The following is a 21,010-nucleotide window of genomic DNA, read 5'->3' as shown; positions in this document are numbered from 1 at the left end:
ACCCAGCGCACCCAGAACCGCCCAGCACCAACACCACCAGGGGGGACCATGACCACTCCGGGCACCAGCCCGCTCACCACCGCCGACCTCGTGGACGGCTGGCACCGCGTCGGCGTCCGCCCCGGCATGGCGCTGATCGTGCACTCCTCGCTGTCCAGCCTCGGCCGGGTCGAGGGCGGGGCCGCTGCCGTGGTGGCCAGTCTGCGCGAGGCCGTCGGGCCGGGCGGCACGGTGGCCGTGCCCGCCTTCACCGGTTCCACGGTCTGCGACCCGGCGCCGGACCACGCCGGCCTGCCCACCCCCGAGGTCGCCGAACTCCGCTCCCGGGTCCCGCTGTTCCACCCCGAGCTGCCGTCCCCGATGGGCGCGGTGGCCGAGACGCTGCGCGCCCTGCCGGAGAGCCTGCGCAGCACCCATCCGCAGGCCTCGGTCGCCGCCGTCGGCGCCCACGCCCGGGAGGTGACGGCCCGCCGCTCGCTGGGTTTCGCCGTCGGCCGGGAGTCGCCCTTCGGTGCGCTGCACGACCTCGGCGGGTACGTGCTGCTGGTCGGCGTCGGCCACAACCGCAACACCTTCCTGCACTACGCGGAGACCTTCGCGCCCAACCGCCGGTTGAAGCTCCGCCGCTTCCCGATGGCCATCCAGGGCGAGCGGGTCTGGATCGAGACGCCCGACGTGGGCGACGACAACGACACCCACTTCCCGGTGGTGGGGCGGGAATTCGAGGAGCTGGCCGGCATCCGCGAGGTGCTGGTCGGCAACGCGCCCTGCCGCCTCGTCCCGGTCCGCGAGCTCATACCCTTCGCCGTCCGCCGCCTGACCGAACTACTGGCGGCGGACGGCTCCTGAGCGGTGTGGCCCGGCCCCCGTTCGCGCTCCCGTGTCCGAGCGCGAACGGCCGACCGGACCACGCCCGTCACCGCACCACGATCCCGGGCGTCAACGCCCCGTGTCGTGGACGGAGTTGGTCTCCTCGATCTTCTTCCACGACTTCGGCTCCACCACCGCCCGGGCGTCGTCCTGCGCCCCCGGCGCCGGCGAAGCGGCCGCCGCCGGGGTGCCCGGCGCCACCGGCCCCACGGCCGGCTTGGCAGCGGTGAACAGCCAGGTCGTGAAGAGGTCCCCGAGTTTCTGCCCGGACACCTTCTCCGCGTAGGCCTGGAACTCGGAGATGGTCGCGTTGCCGTACTTGCGCTCGGTGGGCCAGCCCTTGAGGATCCGGAAGAACTTCTCGTCCCCGACGGTGTTGCGCAGCGCCTGGATGGCCACCGCGCCCCGGTCGTACACGGCGGTGGCGAACTGGTTGTCCGGGCCCGGGTCGCCGGGCTTGACGGTCCAGAACGCGTCGTCGGCCGGGTGCGAGGCGTAGATGTAGTCGGCCAGCTCCTGCGCGGTGCCCTCGTTCTCGTGCTCGGACCAGAGCAGCTGGGCGTACCGGGCGAAGCCCTCGTTCAGCCAGATGTCGCTCCAGCGCGAGAGCGAGACGCTGTCGCCGTACCACTGGTGGGCCAACTCGTGCACGACCACCGAGGTGTTGGTGCCCTTGGCGAACTGCTTGGGGCTGTAGAAGACCCGGGTCTGGGTCTCCAGGGCGTAGCCGGTCGGGACGTTGGGCACGTAGCCGCCGACCGAGCTGAACGGGTAGTCGCCGAAGTAGCCGCTCAGCCAGTCCACCAGCTCGCCGGTGCGCTCCACGCTGGCCCGGGCCGCGTCCGCGTTCTCGCCGAGGTCCTTGCTGTACGCGTTGTAGACCGGCACCCCGCTCGCGGTGGTGTCGGTGGTGATGTCGAACTTCCCGACGGCGAGCGTGGCCAGGTACGTCGCCTGGGGCTTGTTCTCGCGCCAGCTGTAGCGGGTCCAGCCGGCCTGCGAGCTGGTGCCGGTCAGGACGCCGTTGCTGATCACCTGGTTGCCGTCCGGCACCAGCACCGAGACGTCGTAGGTGGCCTTGTCGCTCGGGTGGTCGTTGCTCGGGAACCACCACCAGGCCGCCTCGGGCTCGTCGGCCGCCACCGCGCCGTCCGGCGTGCGGTGCCAGGCGGTGAAGCCGTACTTCTTGACCTCCGACGGCACGCCCTTGTACCGGACCACCACGGTGGCCTGGCTGCCCTTGGCCAGCGGCCGGGCCGGGGTGATCTGCAGCTCCTGCTCGCCACTGGTGGCGAAGGTCGCGGGCCGCCCGTTGACCCGCACCTCGGAGACGTTCAGCGCGAAGTCCAGGTCGAACCGGGAGAGGTCCTGGGTCGTCGTGGCCAGGATGGTGGTGGTGCCCTCCAACTCGTCGGTCGCGGGCTGGTACTTCAGCCGGATGTCGTAGTGCGAGACGCGGTAGCCGCCGTTGCCGTAGGTCGGGTAGTAGGGGTCGCCGATCCCGGCCGCGCCGGGTTGGAAGTCGGCTGCCGAGGCGGGGACGGCCAGGAACAGGCTCAGGGCACTGGCGGCGGAGACGATCAGTCTCTTGCGCAACGTGGTCCTCCAGGATCACCGGAACGATCGGGTCGGATCGATCCTTGTCCCGGCGGCCCGCAGTCCACTCCCCAACGATGAGATGTTCATGAAAAGAAACGCGCCGAAATGACGGCGTCCCACCGCCGTCACGCGCCCCACCCGCCCCACCGGCGCCGCCCGACGCCGCCTCAGGCCCCGAGCACCACCGGCGCCCGGACCAGCGAGCCGTACTCCGTCCAGGAGCCGTCGTAGTTCTTCACGTGCTGGTACCCGAGCAGCTCGGTGAGCGCGAACCAGGTGTGCGCCGACCGCTCGCCGATCCGGCAGTAGGCGATCACCTCACGCTCCGGCCCGACGCCCTTGCCCCCGTACAGCGCCCGCAGCTCCTCCGCCGACCTGAACGACCCGTCGTCGTTGGCCGCCTGCGACCAGGGCACGTTGACCGCCCCCGGGATGTGCCCGGGCACCTGGGCCTGCTCCTGCGGCAGATGGGGCGGCGCGATCAGCTCCCCCCGGAACTCCGCCGGCGAGCGCACGTCCACCAGCACCGAGTCCGCCCCGGGCTTGGCGAACACCTCCGCCTTGGCCAGCACCTCGTCCCTCAGGGCCCGCAGTTCGGGCCGCTCCGGCCCGGTCAGAACGTACGAGCTGTGTTGGTAGTCCATCACCTCGTGGGTCAGCTCCCGCCCCTCCAGCTCCCACTTCTTGCGCCCGCCGTCCAGCAGCCGCACCGGCCCGAACCCCCGCAGGCGCAGCAGCCAGAACGCGTACGCGGCGAACCAGTTGTTGTTGCCGCCGTACAGCACCACCGTGGTGTCGTCCTCCACCCCGGCCGCCCGCAGCAGGTGCTGGACGGCCCCCCGGTCCGCATAGTCCCGCCCGACCTGACTGTGCAGGTCGGCGGTCCAGTTCCAGCCGACCGCACCCGGAATGTGGCCCCGCTCGTACGCGCTGCCGTCCTCGTCGACCTCGACCACCCGAACCGTCCCGTCGTCCAGATGGCGGGCCAGCCACTCCGTGCCGACCAGCGCCTCAGGATGCGCATAACCGTTGCCGGTCATCCCGGGACCTCCTTCGCTCCGCCCAGGCTGCGGCACCCGACCACCGGACATCACGAAGCACCGGCGACCGGGCCGGACAGTTCGACGCTACGCCGACCGTCCGGCCCGGGCCACCTCGCGGAAGGCTCCGTTCAGGAGAAGACGACCGAGCGCAGCTTCAGCCGGTCGCCGAGCTTCTTCCCGGGGTTCATCACGTAGAAGACGTCACCGCTGCAGTCGAAGTCGAGGAACACCGTCGCGGTCGAGGTGGTGAAGTTCTCCGGCGCGAAGGCCGGGTCGTTCTCGGTAGCGCCGAACAGGTCGATGCACTTCCCGCTCTCCGGGTCGGCCAGCCCGGCCGGAACGCCCGGGCCGACCTTGTAGAGGAAATCGCCGGTGGCGGCGTTGGCCGACATCGGAACGGCGAGGACGAGGGCGGCGGCGCTGGCGACGGCGAGCACGGCATTGCGGAGACGCATGGAAAAAGCCTTTCAGGCGGTACCCGGACGGGTACCTGGTGAACTGGTGCGAGATCACCCTAAAGGCCCGAAATCCGCAGAAACGGTTCTCCCAATCCACCCGTTCGAGTGGTTTAGCCGCCAAAGCCGCCACCTACGCCCACCATCGATATCCATCGACATTTCGATATCCGGTTCCCTGACATCCGTATGTCAGTTCGGCGGCGCCGTGAAGAGGTATCCCGAGTCGATCAGCACCGGCAGGTACGCCTTCAGCGCCGCCACCGTCTGCGAGCGGTCCCCGCCGCCGTCGTGGTTGAGCACGATCGACCCGGGCCGGACGTCCTTGAGGACGGTGTCGATGATCGACGACGTCCCCGGCCGGGACCAGTCCCTCGGGTCCACCGTCCAGCTCATGTTCCGCAGCCCCAGGTCGGCGGCCACCCGCAGCGACACCGGCGAGAAGTCCCCGCCCGGCGCCCGGAACCAGGTGGGCAGCCGCCCGGTGGTCCGGTGCAGCAGGTCCGAGGTGCGCTCCAGCTCGTCCCGAACGGCGCTCTCCGACATGTGCCGCAGATCCGGATGGGTCCAGGTGTGGTTGGCGATGTGGTGGCCCCGGTCCGCGATCTCCTTCACCAGGGCCGGGTGCTCGACGGCGTTCTCGCCGATCAGGAAGAAGGTCGCCCGGATCCCGTGCTGCTGGAGCAGCGCCAGCACCTGGGGCGTGTACCGGGGGTCCGGCCCGTCGTCGATGGTGAGCGCCACCACCCGCTGGGACGGGTCCAGGTCGTACACCGGCTTGCTCTCCGCCTCGCTGAGCGCCTTGCGGACGGGCTGGACGGTCGGCGCGACCGAAGGACCGGCGGACGGCGGCGCCGGGGAGGGCGTCGGAGAGGACGACGTGGGGGACGCGGCCGCCGAGGGCACCGGCGCCCCGGGCGTCTCCGTCACCAGGACCTCCGTCCGCCCCTCCGGAGCAGCAGTGGCAGCCCAGGGGCTCTTGCAGGCGGCGGCACCGCCGAGCAATGACATCCCGGCCGCCACCATCAACAGCCTGCGCGAGGTGATCCGAGAGGTCACCGACAACTTAATCTGACGATCAGACAGCATTCTTGATGCTTGCCCCGCCGCTCACCGGCCCTCTCCCCGGGCACCCCGGACGGCCCCGATCACCACTCCGACGGCCCACGGCCGCGCCGCCCCCACGACCGCCACACCGTGCATCCACCGGTGTGATGATCTGCCATCAGAGGACATAGCCATGACGGTGGGTCAGGACTTCCCCCAACAGGGCCCACAGGACGAGGACGCCGCCGAGCCGAGCCAGTGGGAACGTTTCGGCGTCGACACCACCACTCCGCACGGGTCTACGACTACCGGCTGGGTGGCACGAAGGCAGTCCCGAGCGTCAAGGAGATGGCCAGGGCCAACCGCTCCTCTCCCCGGTGCTCGCCTGGCGCCCGGACGGCGAGCCCCCGGCCGACCCCAGGGCCGCCTACGACTGGGGCGGCGTCGCCACCAAGCACTGACCCCCCGTCGCGGCTGTTGAAGCCGGCCTCACTTCAACAGCCGCGACATCCGCCGGTCCGCCAACGGCTTGCCCCCGGTCTGGCATGTCGGGCAGTACTGCAACGACGAGTCCGCGAAGGACACCTCCCGCACCGTGTCCCCGCACACCGGACAGGGCAGCCCCGTCCGCCCGTGCACCCGCATCCCCAGCTTCTTCTCCGCCTTCAGCTCCCCCGCCGCCAACCCGCGCGACCGCTCCACCGCCTCCCGCAGCGTCCCCCCGAGCGCCTCGTACAGCCGCGCCGTCTCCTCCTCCGTCAAGCTCGACGCCAACTTGTACGGCGACATCCGCGCCGCGTGCAACACCTCGTCCGAATAGGCGTTGCCCACCCCCGCCAACACGCTCTGGTCCCGCAACACCCCCTTGAGCCGACGCCTCTCGCCCCGCAACAAAGCGGCGAACTCCTCCACCCCGAACCCCGGGTCCAACGGATCCGGCCCCAACCTGGCCACCCCCGGCACCTCCGCCGGATCCCTCACCACGTAGACGGCGAGCCCCTTCTTCGTCCCCGCCTCGGTCAGGTCGAACCCGTCCCCGGCCTCCCCCGCCAGCCGCACCCGCACCGCCAACGGATTCCTCGCCCCCGGCCGCGGCGGCTCCACCGGCAGGACATCCCGCCACCGCAACCACCCGGCCCGCGCCAAATGAACCACGAGGTGCAGCCCACCCACCTCCACGTCCAAGAACTTCCCCCGCCGCCCCACCGCCCCCACCACCCGCCCCTCCAGGGCCGTCACCGGCGGGTCGTACGTCTTCAACGCACTGATCGCCACCGGCTGCACCCGAGCGATCTCCCGCCCGGTCAACCGCTCGGTCAGGAACGCACACAGCGCCTCCACCTCGGGCAACTCCGGCATGCGCCCAGTCTCCCCCACCCCCCACGAGCACGCAGGCCAAAGCCCCCGCGCCCACCCCCTCCACCGCCCCCACCTCCCACCCGCCCCAGGCGAGAGGGACGCGCTGCGGAAGGGGGCGGTGGAGGGGGTGGGCGCGGAGAGGGGCGTGACGGGTGATTTTCAGACCGCCAACGACGAGCACCCCGCGCGATGAGGGTCGGCGGTCCGAAAATCACCCAGCCCCCGGAGCACCCACCCCCGGAACCGCCCCCGGAACCACCCACCCTCCCGAAAGCCCACCCACACAACAACAGCCCCCCGCAACGCCCCCCTTTGCCCCACCCCCCAACAAAGCGCAGGCTGGTCCCCGGAGGAACCCCCATGACCACCCTTGAGGAACAGATCGACATCGCCGCCCCCGTCCTCGCCACCTGGGAGCAACTGCACCGCGTCCACGACTACCCCCAGTTCGTCGACGGCGTCCGCAGCGCCCACCCCCACGGCCGGAACCTCGCCCACCTCGGAGTCCTGGTCGGCAACACCGAACGGTCGGTGGACACCGAGATCACCGACCGCGGCCGGGGCCGGGTGATGGCCTGGCGGACCCTGGACTCCGTCCACCTGAGCGGCGCGTTCGCGCTGCTGCCGCTCGACCCCCGGCACACCCGGCTGCAGATCCGGGTGGAGTACGACCCGGAGGCCGTGCACCAGGAGTTCGGCGGCCCTCGCGGCTTCGCCCAGGCCGGGGCGATCGAGCGCGCGGTGCGCGGGGACCTCGAACACTTCCGGGACTTGCTGGAGGCCCGGGTGACCGCCGCCGACAGCCACCCCCGCACCACCCCCACCGAACCCCACGCCAGCCCCCGCGCCGAACCCCACGATGCCCCATAAGAACCACATAAGCCCAGCTCAGCACGGGTCGTGAGGCTGTTCACAGCCCGCCGACGACAAGACCGTTCCGCTTTCAACCTGTGGCAGACTCGGATGCCATGGACATCGGACCGGTCACCAGGACGCTCCGCGCGGCGGTCTTCGCCGCGCTGGTCGTGCTGCTCGCCGGGCTGGGCCAGGTGCTGGTCACCGGCCGGACGCTGCCGGTCGGCACGATGGGCCTGGCCGCGGCGGCCGTCTTCGTCCTCGCCCTCGCCCTGGCCGGCCGCGAACGCGGCTACCCGGCGGTCGCGGCGGCGTTCCTCCCGCTCCAGCTCGGCGTCAGCGCCCTGTTCGACCTGGCGCAGCGCTCCTGCCCCTCCCTGCCCGCCGACGCCGGGCAGGGCTTCCGCCCGCTGCTCTGCGGCGGCGGCTCGCTCGGTGGCTTCCTGCTCGGTCACGGCGTGTCCGAGCAGAGCGGCGTCCTGCTGCTCCTGCTGCTGCACACGGCGATCGCACTGGTCGGCGCCTTCTGGCTGCGCCGCGCCGACGCCGCGCTGAGCGGCCTCACCCGGGCCCTCCAGGTGCTGGGCGAGTTCCTGCACTCCCACCTGCCGGCCGCCGCCCGCTGGCTTCGGCTGCTGGCCGCGCCCGTCCCGGCCCGCCCGGTGGTCCGGGTGCCGTTCCCCCGGACCAGCCGCGTGCTGGTCCCGGCCGAGGACGTGGTGGTGCGCCCAGCAGTCCGGCGCGGTCCGCCGGTGTTCGCCCTGGCCGTCTGAGCCCCTTCGCCCAGCGGTCGTCTCTCCGTCGCGCCGACCCGATACCGGTCGTGCCGCACACCCGTACGCCCGAGAGCACAGGACGACACCCCATGAGCAACACCCGCAAGACCGCCCCGAAGACCAACGCCACCGACCGCATGCGCGCCGCCCGCGCCCAGGCCGAGCGCTCCGACCGGATCCGCCGCCGGGTGGTGGTCGGCGCCGCCTCCGCCGCCGTCCTCGCCCTCGCGGCCGGTGTCGCCTTCGCCGTCGGCGGCTCCTCCGGTTCCTCCTCGGCCGCCGGGGCGAACGGCCCTCTGGTCGTCCCCGCCAACGCGGGCGGCGCCGACGGCACCGTGATCAGCTACGGCAAGGCCGACGCGCCGCACACCCTGGAGATCTACGAGGACTTCCGCTGCCCGTTCTGCGAGCAGCTGGAGACCACCACCGGCACGACCATCCAGCAGCTGGCCGACAACGGCACGTACAAGATCGAGTACCACCTGGCGACGTTCCTGGACAAGAACCTCGGCGGCAAGGGCTCGCGCACCGCGCTGGCCGCCGCCGGGGCCGCGCTGAACGAGGGCGTGGACAAGTTCAAGGCCTTCCACGACGTGCTGTACGCCAACCAGCCCGGCGAGCGCAGCGACGACTTCGGCGACGTCAACCACCTCCTGGACCTGGCCGGCCAGGTCCCCGGCCTGAAGACCGACGGCTTCGTCAAGGCCGTCCAGGACGGCACCTACGCCCCGTGGGCGGCCAAGGTGAACGAGCAGTTCGACAAGAGCGACGTCACCGGCACCCCGACCGTCAAGCTCGACGGCAAGAAGCTGGACGTGCTGACCAACGGCAAGGCCGCCTCCCCCGAGCAGTTCACCGCGATGGTCAAGCAGGTGACCGGGTGACCATCCCCGCCCCCACCACCGAAACCCCGGCCACCGAAACCCCCACCGCGCGGACCTTCGGCGCTAGCCGCCCGTTCGCCTGGCTGCTGTTGATCGGCGGCGCGGTCGGCCTGTTCGCCTCGACGGTCCTCACCCTGGACAAGATCCGGCTGCTGAAGGACCCGTCGTACGTCCCCAGCTGCAACATCAATCCGATCATCAGCTGCGGTTCGATCATGCGCAGCGAGCAGGCGGAGGCCTTCGGCTTCCCCAACTCGCTGATCGGCCTGGTCGGTTTCGGGGTGGTGATGGCGATCGGCGCCGGGCTGCTCGCCGGGGCGGCGTACCGGCGCTGGTTCTGGCTCGGCCTGCAGGCCGGGACGGTCTTCGGGGTCGGCTTCGTGACCTGGCTGATGCACCAGGCGCTGTACCGGATCGGCGCGCTCTGCCCGTACTGCATGGTGGTGTGGGCCGCGATGATCCCGCTGTTCTGGTACACCACCCTGCACAACCTGCGCTCCGGGGTGATCCCGGGCGGCCCGAGGACGCGGACGGTGGTGCGGGAGGCCGTGCGCTACCACTGGGTCGTCCCGGCGCTCTGGTACGCGGTGATCGCGCTGCTGGTGCTCAACCGGTTCTGGTACTACTGGAGCACCTTGCTCTGATCCCCGTCCGCCGCCCCCTCTCCACCTCCCAGCCGAGGGGGCGGCGAACCCTCCCCCTGACGAGGCCGCCATGCGACGCAAGATCGTCCTCTTCTCCAACGTCTCCCTGGACGGCTACTTCGAGGGCCCGGACCACGACCTCGGCTGGCACCGGGTCGACGACGAGGTGCACACCCACTTCAACCGCGTACTCGCCCGGATGGGTGGTTTCGTCTCCGGCCGGCGCACCCACGAGCTGATGGCCTCGTTCTGGCCCACCGCCGACCGGGACCCGGCCGCCGACGGCCCGATGAAGGAGTTCGCGGGCATCTGGCGGGCGATGCCGAAGACCGTCTTCTCCCGCACCCTCGACCACGCCGACTGGAACACCACCGTCGTCCGCGAGGTCACCCCCGAGACCGTGGCCGCCCTCACCGCCGGCCCCGGCGGGGACCTCTCCCTCGGCGGCGCCGATCTGGCCGAGTCCTTCCTGGCCCAAGACCTGATCGACGAGTTCCGGATCTACGTCCACCCCGTCGTCCTCGGCCGCGGCACCCTGCTGTTCCGCCCCACCGGGCAGCCCGTCCCGCTCACCCTGCTGGAGACCCACCGCTTCACCAACGGCGTGACCCTGCTGCACTACGCCCGGGACCGCGACGCTACGTCGACACCCCGGTGAGCCGGGCGAACGCGGCAGTGCCCGAGTAGCCGACCAGGAAGCCCATCAGCACGCCGCCCCAGAAGTCCTCGACCGTGACGAAGGACGACGCCTCCGGCTTCTCCCTCCGGCCACGGTCACGCTCGATCCGTCGTAGGTTCGCCCGGCTCCGTGCTCACTCCTCGGCCGGCTCGAACCTGAACCGCTCGACCTCGGCCAGGAGTTCGTCCCGGCGCCGGTCGTCGATGAAGGAGGCCCGGAAGGAGTTCGCGGCCAGCCGGCGCAGGGTCTCCTGGTCGAGGGCCAGAGCCTGCCGGACGGCCCGGAAGTTGTCCTCGACGTAGCCGCCGAAGTAGGCCGGGTCGTCGGAGTTGACGGTGACCAGCAGGCCGGCGTCCAGCATCTCGCGCAGGGGGTGGTCGGCGAGGGTGTCGATGCAGCGCAGCCGGACGTTGGAGAGCGGGCAGAGGGTGAGCGGGATCTGCTCACGGACCAGCCGGGCGACGAGTTGGCCGTCCTCCAGGCAGCGCAGCCCGTGGTCGATCCGCTCGACGCCGAGGACGTCCAGTGCCTCGGTGACGTACGAGGCCGGGCCCTCCTCGCCCGCGTGGGCGACCCGGCGCAGCCCGGCCTCGGCGGCCCGGCGGTAGACCTCGCGGAACTTCGCGGGCGGGTTGCCGACCTCGGCGGAGTCCAGGCCGATGCCGGCGATCCGGTCGAAGTACGGGCGGGCGGCCTCGAAGGTGTCCAGCGCGGACTCGGCGGACTCGTCGCGCAGGAAGCACATGATCAGCTGGGTACTGATGCCGTACCGCTCCTCGCTGCGCGAAAGTGCCCGGGTCAGGCCGTCCACCACCACGCCGAGCGGCACCCCGCGCCCGGTGTGCGCCTGGGGGTCGAAGAAGATCTCCGCGTGCCGCACGCCCTGTTCGGCGGCCCGGGCCAGGTAGGCGTCCGCGAGGTCGGCGAAGTCCTGCTCGGTGCGCAGCACGGCCATCAGCGCGTAGTAGAGGTCGAGGAAGGACTGCAGGTCGCTGAAGGAGTACGCCTTCCGCAGTGCCTCGGTGTCGGTGTACGGCAGCGTGACGGAGTTGCGGGCGGCGAGGGCGAAGGCGAGCTCGGGTTCGAGGGTGCCTTCGATGTGCAGGTGGAGTTCGGCCTTGGGAAGCGGCATGGGCGATCTGTCCGAGCTGTCGGGGAACGGGATGGAAGGAACGGAATTCATCCTACGATCTTCCCGATCTTCGGGGGCGCCGAGGGCAGATCCCGCAGGGTGCGCAGTGGCGAGAACAGCGGCAGCGTGCCGGCCAGTACCAGCAGGCCGGTCATCACCCACATGGTGGTCCGCAGCCCGATCGCCGCGCCCAGCGCGCCGCCGGCCAGGGCGCCGAGCGGGATGGTGGCGTGGATGGCGAACATCGAGCCCGCCGCCACCCGGGTGAGCAGCGCGGGCGGGGTGTAGGACTGCCGGAAGCTGCCGAGCACCACGTTGCAGAGCACCACCGCCGCGACCACCCCGAGCGCGCCGACGACGTACAGCGCCGTGCCGAGCCCCGGGGCGGCCAGCGGCATCAGCAGCCCGAGCGGTACTGCGGTGAGCAACACGATCCGCACCGCGCGGGCCGTGCCCAGCCGGCGGCACAGCGGTCGGGCCGCGGACGCGCCGAGCACCCCGCCGACCGCGGCGGCGGAGGCGAGTGCGCCGACCCAACCGGGGGCGACCCCGGCCTCCCGGACCAGGAACAGCACCAGGATCGACTGGTAGGCCATGAGCGCGAAGTTAGCCGCCGCGCCGAAGCACAGGAAGGCCCGCAGGTAGGGGTCACGCAGCAGGAAGGACAGCCCCTCCCGGACCTGTCCGAGCAGGCCCGCCCGCTCGGGGGCCACCGACTGCGGCCGGGAGCGGATCCGCAGCAGGGTGCCGGCCGCGATCAGGAAGCTCACCGCGTCGATGAGCAACCCAGCTGCCGCGCCGAGCAGTTGAACGGTGAGCCCGGCCAGTCCGCGGCCGGCCACCTCGGCCGCCGAGCCGCTGCCCTCCAACTTGGCGTTGCCCTCGATCAGGTGCTCCGGCGCCACCAGTTCGGGCAGGTAGGCCTGTTCGGCCGCACCGAAGAACACCGCCGAGACCCCGCTGAGGAAGGCCACGGCCAGCAGCTGCGCCAGGGTGAGCACCCCGAGCCGGCCCGCCACCGGCACGCTGGCGAACAGCGCGGCGGAGCCGAGGTTGCAGCCGATCATCACGGCCCGCCGGGGCGCCCGCCCCACCCACACCCCGGCGGGCAGGCCGAACAGCAGCCAGGGCAGCCAGACCGCGCTGGTCAGCAGGCCGGTGGCGAGCGGCCCGGCGTCCAGGGTGAGCACCGCGACCAGGGGCAGCGCGACGGTGGTCACGCTGCTGCCCAGCCGACTGACGGTCTGCCCGGCCCATAGCAGGCGGAAGTCCCGTTGGGCGAACAGGCCCCAGCTGGACCGGACTTCGGTCGCGCCGGGCGGGGCGGCGACGGCGGTCACGGCCGCGCCGGGACGCTGTGGGCGAAGGCCAGGACGGTCTCGCGCTCCCGCCCGTCCTGGGGCACCGGCCGCTGCGCCCACTGCTGGATCACCGCGTGCAGGTCGGCCGCCAGCTCCCGGGCCTCCGCCGGGGTGAGCCGCAGCCAGGTCTGGGTGGCCACCGAGCAGCCGTCCCGCCAGTCCGGCGGGTAGCCGCCGCGTCGCACCGCCCACTCGCGGACCAGCTCGACCTGGCGTTCCAGCAGGATCGACCCGGCCGCGTCGGCGACCGCCTCGGTGACCGGGTCCCCGTCGAAGTCGGCCCTGGTCCAGGTGAGTTCGCGGTCGGTCCGCCGCCACCACCGCTCGCGCCGGTCCCGGGCGAACTCGGGCGCCTCCTCGATCAGTCCGCTCTCGGCCAGCACCTTCAGGTGGTGGCTGACGTTGCCGACCGCCTGCTCGGTGCGCTCGGCCAGTCGTCCGACGGTGGCGGGGCCGTCGACCTTGAGCAGGTCGATCAGCCGGCGGCGCAGCGGGTGGGTGAGGGCGGCGAGCACCCGGGAGTCCTGGATCTCCCGGGCGCCGCGCGATCGGTCCGTGGTGTCGTCCATGCCCCGGAGAATATCCACAAGATCTCTTGTACGACATCTCTTTTACAACACCCCTTGTGCACTGGGTCCGACGAGAACGGGTGCACCGGCGCCGGGCACCCGACACTGGAGGAGGGGCCCGCGCCGAGGAGGTACCGAGATGCGCCACGTCAACGACCCGCACATCCGGCCCGGGGGCGTCTCTCCGCACGCCCTGGGCAACGACACCCTGCTGCACGAACTGGAGCAGCTGCACCGCACCCGCCACGAGACCTTCCTGTACGGCTCGGAGGAGGCGCTGAACCGGCACACGCTGCGCACCGGCGAGCTGGAGGCCGAGTACCTGCACCGCTTCCCCCTCCGGCAGGTGACCGCCGCCCGGACCAGGGCCGGAGCCCGGGCCCGGGAGGCGGCGGCCCGGGTGGAGTCACTGCCCGAGTGAGGGGCGCCGCCGCCGCCCGGCGGGACACGCCGGGCAGCGGTGGCGCGCCCGGGGGCGGGCCGTCGGGGAGGGTGTGAGGGCAGACGCACCGGACCCGAACCCGCCACTGGGAGCCCCGCATGCCCATCGCCAGCGTCAACCCCGCGACCGGCGAGATCATCCAGACCTTCGAACCCCTCGACGCGGCCGGCGTCGAGCGGCGGCTGGCCCGCGCCGAGGCCGCCTTCCACGGCTACCGCAGCACCCCTTTCGCCGCCCGCGCCGAACTGATGCACCGCGCCGCCGACCTCCTGGACCGGGACCAGGAACCGCTCGCCCGCACCATGACCGAGGAGATGGGCAAGCCGCTCGCCGCCGCCCGGGCCGAGGCCGCCAAGTGCGCCAAGGCGATGCGCTGGTACGCCGACCACGCGGAGGCGCTGCTCGCCGACGAGCACCCGGCCCCGGCCGACGTGGCCGACAGTGGGGCCGCCCGCGCGTACGTCCGCTACCGCCCGCTCGGCCCGGTGCTCGCCGTGATGCCGTGGAACTTCCCGTTCTGGCAGGTGATCCGGTTCGCCGCGCCGGCCCTGATGGCCGGCAACACGGGCCTGCTCAAGCACGCCTCCAACGTGCCGCGGACCGCGCTCGCGATCGAGGAGCTGTTCCGGCGGGCCGGCTTCCCCGAGGGCTGCTTCCAGACCCTGCTGATCGGCTCGGGCGCGGTCGAGGGCGTGATCCGGGACCGCCGGGTCGCCGCCGTCACCCTCACCGGCAGCGAGCCGGCCGGGCGGGCGGTCGCGGCCACCGCCGCGGACGAGGTGAAGAAGGCGGTGCTGGAGCTGGGCGGCAGCGACCCGTACGTGGTGCTGCCGAGCGCCGACCTGGACGCTGCGGTGGCCACCGCCGTCCGGGCCCGGGTGCAGAACAACGGCCAGTCCTGCATCGCCGCCAAGCGCTTCATCGTGCACACCGACGTCTACGACCGCTTCACCGCCGCCTTCACCGAGGCGATGCGCGCGCTGCGAATCGGCGACCCGATGGACGAGGCCACCGACGTCGGCCCGCTGGCCAGCCGCCAGGGCCGGGACGACCTGGAGGAGCTGGTCGAGGACGCCCGCACCCACGGCGCCCGGGTCGAGTGCGGCGGCAACCGCCCGATGGGCTGGGACACCGGCTGGTTCTACGAGCCGACCGTCCTGACCGGCGTCACCCCGGCGATGCGGATCCACCAGGAGGAGGCCTTCGGCCCGGTCGCCACCGTCTACCGGGTCGCCGACCTGGACGAGGCGGTGGCGCTGGCCAACGACACCCCGTTCGGGCTCAGCTCCAACGTCTGGACCACCGACCAGGACGAGCAGGAGCGCTTCGTCCGCGACATCCAGGCCGGCGGGGTGTTCTTCAACGGGATGACCGCCTCCCACCCCGCGCTGCCCTTCGGCGGGGTCAAGCGCTCGGGCTTCGGGCGGGAGCTGTCCGGGCACGGCATCCGGGAGTTCTGCAACGTCACCACGGTGTGGATCGGCTGAGTACGCCCGGAGCCGCGTGCCGCCCGGCCGAACCGTCAGGCCGCCATCCGGTGCCTGCCCCGGCCGGGCGTCGCCCAGCGGGCGACCATGCCGACCAGGGCGATGAAGGTCAGGAGCCAGAAGAAGGCCATCAGCCCGATCATCGGGTCCCACTCCGTCTGGACCTCGACCATGAGCAGGCCGATCGAGAGCGCGACCATGAAGGTCACGACGGTTGGACTGAGGCTGAGCAGCCAGTGCCAGGCCCGGTAGCCCCAGCTCCGGTCCTTCGGGGCGTCGGGGCCGCTGTCGAGCTCCTTGTAGGTGAGCAGGTCCATCGGGATCTCCTGCGGTCGTCGGGGGGCTCCCCGGCCCGCGCGGTCAAGAGGCCTTGCGCGGAGCCGTGGACTTACGGGTGGTGGTCTTCTTCGCAGCGGCGGCTTTCCCGGCCGCCCCGGCGGCGGTCTTCTTCGCGGCGGTCTTCTTCGCGGCGGTCTTCTTCGCGGCGGTCTTCTTCGCGGCGGCGTGCTTGCGGGGCGCGGGCTTCCCGCCCTCCGCCTTCTCCGGCTCTTCCGGCTCTTCCGGCTCTTCCGGCGCCGCCGCAGCCGGTGCCCGCCCGCCCTTGGCCTGCTTGAGGCTGCTGCGCAGCGCTTCCATCAGGTCGATCACGTTGTCCGGAGCCTCGCCGGCCTCCTCCTCGTGCGGCAGCTCGACGCCCTCCAGCCGGGCGGTGATCACCTGCTGGAGCGCCTGCTGGTAGTCGTCGTGCAGCTGGGCGAGGTCGAAGTCCTCGGAGAGGGTGTCCATCAGCGAGCGCGCCATCTTGAGCTCCTGCGGCCGCACCGCGACGTCCTCCTCGGGCGCGATCCCGGCCGCCGGGCGGACCTCGTCGGGCCAGATGCAGGTCTGCAGGACGAGCGTCCCGTCGTGCACCCGCAGCACCGCGGGCGACTCCCGGGTGCGCAGCGCGATCTTGGTGACCGCGATCTGCCCGGACTCCACCAGCGCGTCGCGCAGCAGCGCGTACGGCTTGGCGGCCGCCTTGTCGGCGACGCCCACGTAGTAGGCCTTGGAGAACATCAGCGGGTCGATCTCGCCGGCGTCCACGAAGGCCAGCACGTCGATGACCTTCTTGCTGGGCAGCGGCAGGTCGGCGAGGTCCTCGTCGCTGAGCGTGACCGTCCGGCCGTCGGGCGACTCGTAGCCCTTGGCGATCTCCGCGTACGGGACCTCCTTCTCCTCCCGCTCGCAGTACCGCTTCATCCGCACCCGGCCACCGTCCTTGGCGTGCACCTGGTGCAGCGGGACGTCGTGCTCCTGGGTCGCGGAGTAGAGGTGGACGGGGATGCTGACCAGCCCGAAGCTGATCGTCCCCTTCCAGGTGGTCTGCATGTTTCCCACTGTGCGCGCGTTCGCCCGGATCGGCCACAGCGCGGGGCTCCGGGTGCGGGGCCGCCGGCCGCGGGCGGGGAGTCCGGGCCTCCGCACGGCCTGGCGGGTTCCCGCCATGGTGACGATGCGTCAGATTTGAGCCTTTCCCGCCACTTTTCCACCGGCTCTGACCTGGCCTTTTGTGTCCGGTGAGCGAACAGTTACCAAACAGCTGTTCCGATACTCGGGCGTAGAAAGTAGGTTGCACCGCAATGCGCGGGTCTGTCCCCCCACCCTCCGGCGCGACGAGCCGAGGGTCATGCCGCGCGGGAAAGAACAGAGGACACCCTCCATGAGTGCGGACACCACCAAGCAGGCGGCGGACACCACCCAGGTCCCCCACCAGCTCGGCCCCGTCGGACACGGCGGCGACGGCCACCTGAAGGCCGGGCTGAAGAACCGGCACCTGTCGATGATCGCCATCGGCGGTGTGATCGGCGCGGGCCTGTTCGTCGGATCCGGCGCGGGCATCGCCACCACCGGTCCCGGCATCCTGCTCTCCTACACCCTGGCCGGCGTGCTGGTGGTGCTGGTGATGCGGATGCTCGGCGAGATGGCGGCGGCCGACCCGCAGAGCGGCTCGTTCTCGGCGTACGCGGACCGCGCGCTGGGCCGCTGGGCCGGCTTCAGCATCGGCTGGCTGTACTGGTTCTTCTGGGTCGTGGTGCTCGCGGTCGAGGCGACGGCCGGCGCCAAGATCCTCCACAACTGGGTGCCCGGCGTCCCACAGTGGGGCTGGGCACTGATCGTGATGGCGGTGCTGACCGCCACCAACCTCTTCTCGGTGTCCTCGTACGGCGAGTTCGAGTTCTGGTTCGCCGGTATCAAGGTGGTCGCGATCGCGGCGTTCCTGGTGATCGGCGCCCTCGCCGTCTTCGGCGTGCTGCCGAACACCCACGCGGTCGGCCTCAGCAACCTGACCGGCCACGGCGGCTTCCTGCCGCACGGCGTGGGCGCGGTGTTCACCGGCATGCTGACCGTCGTCTTCGCCTTCATGGGCAGCGAGATCGTCACGCTCGCCGCCGGCGAGTCGGAGGACCCGCAGAAGGCTGTCACCAAGGCCACCAACAGCGTGATCTGGCGGATCGGCGTCTTCTACCTGGGATCGATCCTGCTCGTGGTCACCCTGCTGCCCTGGGACTCGGCCGAGGTCAAGGCCAGCCCGTACGTGGCGGTCCTGAACCACGTGGGAATCCCGCACGCGGGCCAGGTGATGGACGTGATCGTGCTGACGGCCGTGCTGTCCTGCCTCAACTCCGGGATGTACACCGCCTCCCGGATGGCTTTCTCGCTCGGTCAGCGCGGCGACGCGCCGAAGGCCTTCGCGACCGTGACCTCGCGCGGCGTGCCGCGGGTGGCCATCCTCTCCTCGGTGGTCTTCGGCTTCATCGCCGTCTTCCTCAACTACTACTCGCCGGACACCATCTTCGCCTTCCTGCTCAACTCCTCCGGCGCGGTCGCACTGTTCGTCTGGCTGGTGATCTGCGCGACCCAGCTGCGGATGCGCCGGATCATCGAGCGGGAGACGCCCGAGCGCCTGACCGTGCGGATGTGGCTCTTCCCGTACCTGACCTGGACCGCGATGGGCATGATCGGGTTCGTGATGGCCTACATGTTCACCACCGAGGACGGCCGCAAGCAGATGTACCTCTCGCTGGTCGCCGCAGCGATCGTGCTCGGCGCCTCGGCCGTGGTGGGCCGACGGCGGCGGGCCGCGGCGGCGGTGGGCTCCTGACCCGTCCGCGCCGCGCTTGAACGCCGGGCCCGGGAGCCGTTGCGGAGGCTCCCGGGCCCGGTGCCGTTCCCACCCGGCCCCGTTCCCCGCCCGGCGCCATTCCCCGCCCGGCGCCGTTCCCTCCCGGTCCGCCCCCGTCCACCGGGCCGCCATCGGCCGGTCACGCTGTGTCGATGTCGGCACCGCGCCCGTGTGAGCCCGCCCACAGGGGGTTTCGCGTCTACGGTCCTGGATAGTTGTCAGGGTCGGCGCACCCGGCGCCCGGCACCGGCCGCCGCCCGCCGGCCGCCCGCCCTCAGGCGGGGCCCGGCCTGAAGAACCCAGGCCATCGAGCCTCCGGGCCTCATCTTCCGCCGGCGCCGCCCACCCCTGACCCTCGGACGCCAAAAGCGGACAAACCTCCTCAAAGCCATCGGCATGTCCGGCCGCACCCGGCCCTCAGCCACTACGCGGCGTAGTAGCGAGCGCCTTTGCCACCCGTCCCCGGCCCTGCCAAGAATGGCCCGTCGCCAGGCAGCGCCGGCCGGCCCCGTCCGCCGTGCGCAGCCCGCCCGCCCCGCCGTTCTCCGCCGGGGCGCCACGGCCGTCCCGGACGGCCGCGCGGGCCCCGCTCACCCGGAGCCCGTGCGATGCCCCGCGCCCGGTGCCCCCGGCACGGCCCCCGACGGAAAAGGATCGACCGCTCCATGCAGCTCAGCCATGCCCGCCGCAACTCCCTGATCACCGGCATCGCCACCCTCGTGGTCGCGAGCGCCGCCACCGCCGCGCTCGCCGTCCCGCAGGGCGGGACCTCCACCGAGGCCGCCGCCCCCGCGGCCGCCGTCACGGTGGACGGCAAGCCGGTGGCCGACCAGGTGCAGGCCGACGCCGCTGCCGCTGCCCAGAAGGCCGCCCAGGACGCTCAGGACGCCCAGGCGACCCAGGCGAAGGCCGAGGCGGACGCCGCCGCCCAGGCCCAGGCCGAGGCCGACGCGCAGGCCCAGGCGGACGCCAAGGCCCAGGCCGACGCCAAGGCCCAGGCCGACGCCGCCTCCCGCTCCCAGCAGCGCCAGGCCCTCGCCGCCCCCTCCGGCACCCCGCAGCAGATCGCCGCGCAGATCGTGCCGGCCGGCCAGCTGCAGTGCTTCAGCAACATCGTCTCCCGCGAGAGCAGCTGGAACCCGATGGCCGTCAACGCCTCCTCCGGCGCCTACGGCCTGGTCCAGGCGCTGCCGGGCTCCAAGATGGCCTCGGCGGGCTCGGACTGGAAGACCAACCCGGCCACCCAGATCAAGTGGGGCCTGGACTACATGAACTCCCGCTACGGCAGCCCCTGCGGCGCCTGGGCGTTCTGGCAGAGCCACCACTGGTACTGAGCCGGCCCCCGGCCGAGCCGCCCTCCGTACACGCCCCAGGCCCGCGACGCACTCCGCGTCGCGGGCCTCGCGGCGTCGTCGCCTGACGTGGACGCGCCCGGAAGGCGGCGTGAAGATATGGCGTACGCTCGTACGATTTGCCGCTAATTGCTCGTAATTACACGCCGTCAGCACTTTGCCACGGTTCGCGGGCCCTCTTACGCTCCGGCGTCATGGCCTCACCCCTGATCAGCGTCGTGCTCCCCGCCTACGACCAGCACGGACAGCTCGCCGACTGCCTGGACTCGCTGCTCGCCCAGACCCTGGCGGACGTCGAGGTGATCGTGGTCGCCGACCGCTCCCCCGGAACCCCGGGCGGGCTCGCCGACGCGTACGCGGGGCAGCACCCGCGGGTGTCCGCGCTGCACCTGAACGCGTCGGTCGGGGTCGGGGTGAGCCGGAACGCGGGTGCGGCGCGGGCCAGCGGCGAGTACCTGCTGTTCCTGGACGCCGACCACCTGCTGCCCCGGGACGCCCTCCAGACGCTCGCCGACCGGCTCCAGCAGACCGGCCCGGTCGACGTCCTCCTGTTCGGCCACTCCCGCCGCCACAACGACCGCGACTGGCCGGGCGGCGCCGAGGCCCTGCTCGCCGAGGTCGGCCCCGAGCCCTTCGCCCCCTTCGACCGGCCCGAGCTGTTCGGCGCGCCGCCGCTGATCTGGGACCGGCTGATCCGCCGCGGCCACTGGGAGGAGCTCGGGCTCGCCTTCCCCGACGGCCGCTACGAGGAGATCCCGGTCGTCCACGCGGCCCTGCTCGGCGCCCGCAAGGCCGCCGTGCTTCCGCGCGAGTGCGTCCAGCTGCGCCGCCGGGAGACCGTCCACCCGGCCGGCGGCCCTGGCAGCAGCGTCTTCGACCTCTTCGACCAGTACGAGCGCAGCTTCGCCCTGCTGGAGGAGCAGCCCCACCTCTACGCGGTGCGCGACGCCCTGTTCGTCCGGATGATCCGGCACTACCTCTTCGTGTTCGACCTCGCCGGCTGCGTCACCCGCGCCGAGCGCCCCCAGTTCTTCCACCGCGCCGCCGAACACCACCGCCGCTTCCAGCCCCCAGGCCACCGCAAGCCCACCGGCCGCGAGGGCATCAAGTTCTCCCTCCTGGCCGGCGGCGCCTACCCGGCCTTCGAGGTCGCCAAGCTCTCGCACATCGCCCGCGGCACCCTCACCGGCCGGAAGTAGCCGCCAGCCGGGTGAGCCGGGCGTCGTGCCCGGCGGCCGGGCGGCGGGGTGGCTGCCATCATCGGCGGAGTCCACTTCCCGGGAGGCCCTG

Annotated in this window: 21 protein-coding genes; 11 read left to right on the top strand and 10 right to left on the bottom strand. The window is 72.2% G+C overall.

What is annotated here, in order from left to right:
- Positions 1 to 48: 48 nt before the first annotated feature.
- Positions 49 to 849, top strand: coding sequence for an AAC(3) family N-acetyltransferase (locus tag ACZ7BZ_RS23025; protein ID WP_380461403.1), 801 nt, complete (start codon positions 49 to 51; stop codon positions 847 to 849).
- Between the two features lie 90 nt (positions 850 to 939).
- Here the strand turns inward: ACZ7BZ_RS23025 and ACZ7BZ_RS23020 are convergent, their stop codons facing one another.
- The 5 genes from ACZ7BZ_RS23020 to ACZ7BZ_RS23000 all read right to left on the bottom strand — a co-directional run bounded on the left by ACZ7BZ_RS23020 (position 940) and on the right by ACZ7BZ_RS23000 (position 6,373).
- Complete coding sequence (locus tag ACZ7BZ_RS23020; protein ID WP_470359920.1) at positions 940 to 2,466, bottom strand: M1 family metallopeptidase; 1,527 nt, start codon at positions 2,464 to 2,466, stop codon at positions 940 to 942.
- A gap of 170 nt (positions 2,467 to 2,636) precedes the next feature.
- Positions 2,637 to 3,509, bottom strand: a complete 873-nt coding sequence (locus tag ACZ7BZ_RS23015; protein WP_470359919.1) for a sulfurtransferase — start codon at positions 3,507 to 3,509, stop codon at positions 2,637 to 2,639.
- 131 nt (positions 3,510 to 3,640) lie between these two features.
- Entirely contained in the window at positions 3,641 to 3,967 is a 327-nt protein-coding gene (locus tag ACZ7BZ_RS23010; RefSeq protein ID WP_470359918.1) for a hypothetical protein, read from the bottom strand.
- A 192-nt stretch (positions 3,968 to 4,159) separates the two neighbouring features.
- Positions 4,160 to 4,897, bottom strand: coding sequence for a polysaccharide deacetylase family protein (locus ACZ7BZ_RS23005; RefSeq protein ID WP_470359917.1), 738 nt, complete (start codon positions 4,895 to 4,897; stop codon positions 4,160 to 4,162).
- Positions 4,898 to 5,503: 606 nt separating this feature from the next.
- On the bottom strand, positions 5,504 to 6,373 hold the full coding sequence (locus ACZ7BZ_RS23000) for an Fpg/Nei family DNA glycosylase (protein WP_470359916.1): 870 nt from the start codon (positions 6,371 to 6,373) through the stop codon (positions 5,504 to 5,506).
- A gap of 360 nt (positions 6,374 to 6,733) precedes the next feature.
- Here ACZ7BZ_RS23000 and ACZ7BZ_RS22995 point away from each other — a divergent pair, with 360 nt between their 5' ends.
- The 5 genes from ACZ7BZ_RS22995 (at position 6,734) to ACZ7BZ_RS22975 (ending at position 10,190) form a co-directional block, all read left to right on the top strand.
- Entirely contained in the window at positions 6,734 to 7,243 is a 510-nt protein-coding gene (locus ACZ7BZ_RS22995) for an SRPBCC family protein (protein ID WP_470359915.1), read from the top strand.
- A 98-nt stretch (positions 7,244 to 7,341) separates the two neighbouring features.
- On the top strand, positions 7,342 to 8,001 hold the full coding sequence (locus tag ACZ7BZ_RS22990) for a hypothetical protein (protein ID WP_470359914.1): 660 nt from the start codon (positions 7,342 to 7,344) through the stop codon (positions 7,999 to 8,001).
- Between the two features lie 92 nt (positions 8,002 to 8,093).
- Positions 8,094 to 8,888, top strand: coding sequence for a DsbA family protein (locus ACZ7BZ_RS22985; protein ID WP_470359913.1), 795 nt, complete (start codon positions 8,094 to 8,096; stop codon positions 8,886 to 8,888).
- Complete coding sequence (locus tag ACZ7BZ_RS22980) at positions 8,885 to 9,532, top strand: vitamin K epoxide reductase family protein (RefSeq protein WP_470359912.1); 648 nt, start codon at positions 8,885 to 8,887, stop codon at positions 9,530 to 9,532. Before ACZ7BZ_RS22985 ends, ACZ7BZ_RS22980 begins: the two co-directional genes overlap by 4 nt.
- Positions 9,533 to 9,602: 70 nt before the next feature.
- Complete coding sequence (locus ACZ7BZ_RS22975; protein WP_470359911.1) at positions 9,603 to 10,190, top strand: dihydrofolate reductase family protein; 588 nt, start codon at positions 9,603 to 9,605, stop codon at positions 10,188 to 10,190.
- Positions 10,191 to 10,344: 154 nt separating this feature from the next.
- Here ACZ7BZ_RS22975 and ACZ7BZ_RS22970 read toward each other — a convergent pair whose 3' ends face one another.
- From ACZ7BZ_RS22970 to ACZ7BZ_RS22960, 3 genes are read right to left on the bottom strand one after another with little or no spacing between them, the layout of a single operon-like run.
- Entirely contained in the window at positions 10,345 to 11,343 is a 999-nt protein-coding gene (locus ACZ7BZ_RS22970; protein WP_470359910.1) for an adenosine deaminase, read from the bottom strand.
- Between the two features lie 47 nt (positions 11,344 to 11,390).
- The gene (locus ACZ7BZ_RS22965; protein ID WP_470359909.1) at positions 11,391 to 12,683 is read right to left on the bottom strand and encodes an MFS transporter; all 1,293 of its coding nucleotides are present in this window, start codon (positions 12,681 to 12,683) and stop codon (positions 11,391 to 11,393) included.
- The gene (locus ACZ7BZ_RS22960) at positions 12,680 to 13,273 is read right to left on the bottom strand and encodes an ArsR/SmtB family transcription factor (RefSeq protein WP_470359908.1); all 594 of its coding nucleotides are present in this window, start codon (positions 13,271 to 13,273) and stop codon (positions 12,680 to 12,682) included. The genes ACZ7BZ_RS22965 and ACZ7BZ_RS22960 overlap by 4 nt, the downstream gene beginning before the upstream one ends.
- Before the next feature lie 139 nt (positions 13,274 to 13,412).
- On the opposite strand from ACZ7BZ_RS22960, the gene ACZ7BZ_RS22955 reads away from it, so the two are divergent.
- Complete coding sequence (locus tag ACZ7BZ_RS22955) at positions 13,413 to 13,694, top strand: DUF6158 family protein (protein WP_380463231.1); 282 nt, start codon at positions 13,413 to 13,415, stop codon at positions 13,692 to 13,694.
- Positions 13,695 to 13,813: 119 nt separating this feature from the next.
- Positions 13,814 to 15,202 carry an NADP-dependent succinic semialdehyde dehydrogenase gene (locus tag ACZ7BZ_RS22950; RefSeq protein ID WP_470359907.1) on the top strand — a complete coding sequence of 463 codons (1,389 nt, stop codon included), beginning with the start codon at positions 13,814 to 13,816 and terminating at the stop codon, positions 15,200 to 15,202.
- Positions 15,203 to 15,237: 35 nt separating this feature from the next.
- Here ACZ7BZ_RS22950 and ACZ7BZ_RS22945 read toward each other — a convergent pair whose 3' ends face one another.
- Together ACZ7BZ_RS22945 and ku are read right to left on the bottom strand one after the other, a co-directional pair.
- Complete coding sequence (locus tag ACZ7BZ_RS22945) at positions 15,238 to 15,519, bottom strand: hypothetical protein (RefSeq protein ID WP_380463236.1); 282 nt, start codon at positions 15,517 to 15,519, stop codon at positions 15,238 to 15,240.
- Between the two features lie 43 nt (positions 15,520 to 15,562).
- Positions 15,563 to 16,573, bottom strand: a complete 1,011-nt coding sequence (ku, locus tag ACZ7BZ_RS22940; RefSeq protein WP_470359906.1) for a non-homologous end joining protein Ku — start codon at positions 16,571 to 16,573, stop codon at positions 15,563 to 15,565.
- 331 nt (positions 16,574 to 16,904) lie between these two features.
- Here ku and ACZ7BZ_RS22935 point away from each other — a divergent pair, with 331 nt between their 5' ends.
- From ACZ7BZ_RS22935 to ACZ7BZ_RS22925, 3 genes are all read left to right on the top strand, one after another.
- Positions 16,905 to 18,347 (top strand): amino acid permease, encoded by a 1,443-nt coding sequence (locus ACZ7BZ_RS22935; RefSeq protein ID WP_380463241.1) that lies wholly within the window; start codon positions 16,905 to 16,907, stop codon positions 18,345 to 18,347.
- 686 nt (positions 18,348 to 19,033) lie between these two features.
- Entirely contained in the window at positions 19,034 to 19,702 is a 669-nt protein-coding gene (locus ACZ7BZ_RS22930) for an aggregation-promoting factor C-terminal-like domain-containing protein (RefSeq protein WP_470359905.1), read from the top strand.
- 212 nt (positions 19,703 to 19,914) lie between these two features.
- Positions 19,915 to 20,919, top strand: coding sequence for a glycosyltransferase family 2 protein (locus tag ACZ7BZ_RS22925; protein ID WP_470359904.1), 1,005 nt, complete (start codon positions 19,915 to 19,917; stop codon positions 20,917 to 20,919).
- Positions 20,920 to 21,010 lie beyond the last annotated feature (91 nt).

This window comes from Kitasatospora sp. NPDC036934, assembly GCF_055608425.1.
The sequence above is the reverse complement of the archived record's forward strand: the minus strand, read 5'-3'. Positions and strand labels throughout refer to the sequence as shown.

Coding starts and splice junctions, on each gene's coding strand:
- ACZ7BZ_RS23025 (WP_380461403.1), top strand. CDS start 49: ATGACCACTCCGGGCACCAGCCCGCTCACCACCGCCGACCTCGTGGAC.
- ACZ7BZ_RS23015 (WP_470359919.1), bottom strand. CDS start 3,509: ATGACCGGCAACGGTTATGCGCATCCTGAGGCGCTGGTCGGCACGGAG.
- ACZ7BZ_RS23010 (WP_470359918.1), bottom strand. CDS start 3,967: ATGCGTCTCCGCAATGCCGTGCTCGCCGTCGCCAGCGCCGCCGCCCTC.
- ACZ7BZ_RS23000 (WP_470359916.1), bottom strand. CDS start 6,373: ATGCCGGAGTTGCCCGAGGTGGAGGCGCTGTGTGCGTTCCTGACCGAG.
- ACZ7BZ_RS22995 (WP_470359915.1), top strand. CDS start 6,734: ATGACCACCCTTGAGGAACAGATCGACATCGCCGCCCCCGTCCTCGCC.
- ACZ7BZ_RS22990 (WP_470359914.1), top strand. CDS start 7,342: ATGGACATCGGACCGGTCACCAGGACGCTCCGCGCGGCGGTCTTCGCC.
- ACZ7BZ_RS22985 (WP_470359913.1), top strand. CDS start 8,094: ATGAGCAACACCCGCAAGACCGCCCCGAAGACCAACGCCACCGACCGC.
- ACZ7BZ_RS22975 (WP_470359911.1), top strand. CDS start 9,603: ATGCGACGCAAGATCGTCCTCTTCTCCAACGTCTCCCTGGACGGCTAC.
- ACZ7BZ_RS22970 (WP_470359910.1), bottom strand. CDS start 11,343: ATGCCGCTTCCCAAGGCCGAACTCCACCTGCACATCGAAGGCACCCTC.
- ACZ7BZ_RS22960 (WP_470359908.1), bottom strand. CDS start 13,273: ATGGACGACACCACGGACCGATCGCGCGGCGCCCGGGAGATCCAGGAC.
- ACZ7BZ_RS22955 (WP_380463231.1), top strand. CDS start 13,413: ATGCGCCACGTCAACGACCCGCACATCCGGCCCGGGGGCGTCTCTCCG.
- ACZ7BZ_RS22950 (WP_470359907.1), top strand. CDS start 13,814: ATGCCCATCGCCAGCGTCAACCCCGCGACCGGCGAGATCATCCAGACC.
- ACZ7BZ_RS22945 (WP_380463236.1), bottom strand. CDS start 15,519: ATGGACCTGCTCACCTACAAGGAGCTCGACAGCGGCCCCGACGCCCCG.
- ku (WP_470359906.1), bottom strand. CDS start 16,573: ATGCAGACCACCTGGAAGGGGACGATCAGCTTCGGGCTGGTCAGCATC.
- ACZ7BZ_RS22935 (WP_380463241.1), top strand. CDS start 16,905: ATGAGTGCGGACACCACCAAGCAGGCGGCGGACACCACCCAGGTCCCC.
- ACZ7BZ_RS22930 (WP_470359905.1), top strand. CDS start 19,034: ATGCAGCTCAGCCATGCCCGCCGCAACTCCCTGATCACCGGCATCGCC.
- ACZ7BZ_RS22925 (WP_470359904.1), top strand. CDS start 19,915: ATGGCCTCACCCCTGATCAGCGTCGTGCTCCCCGCCTACGACCAGCAC.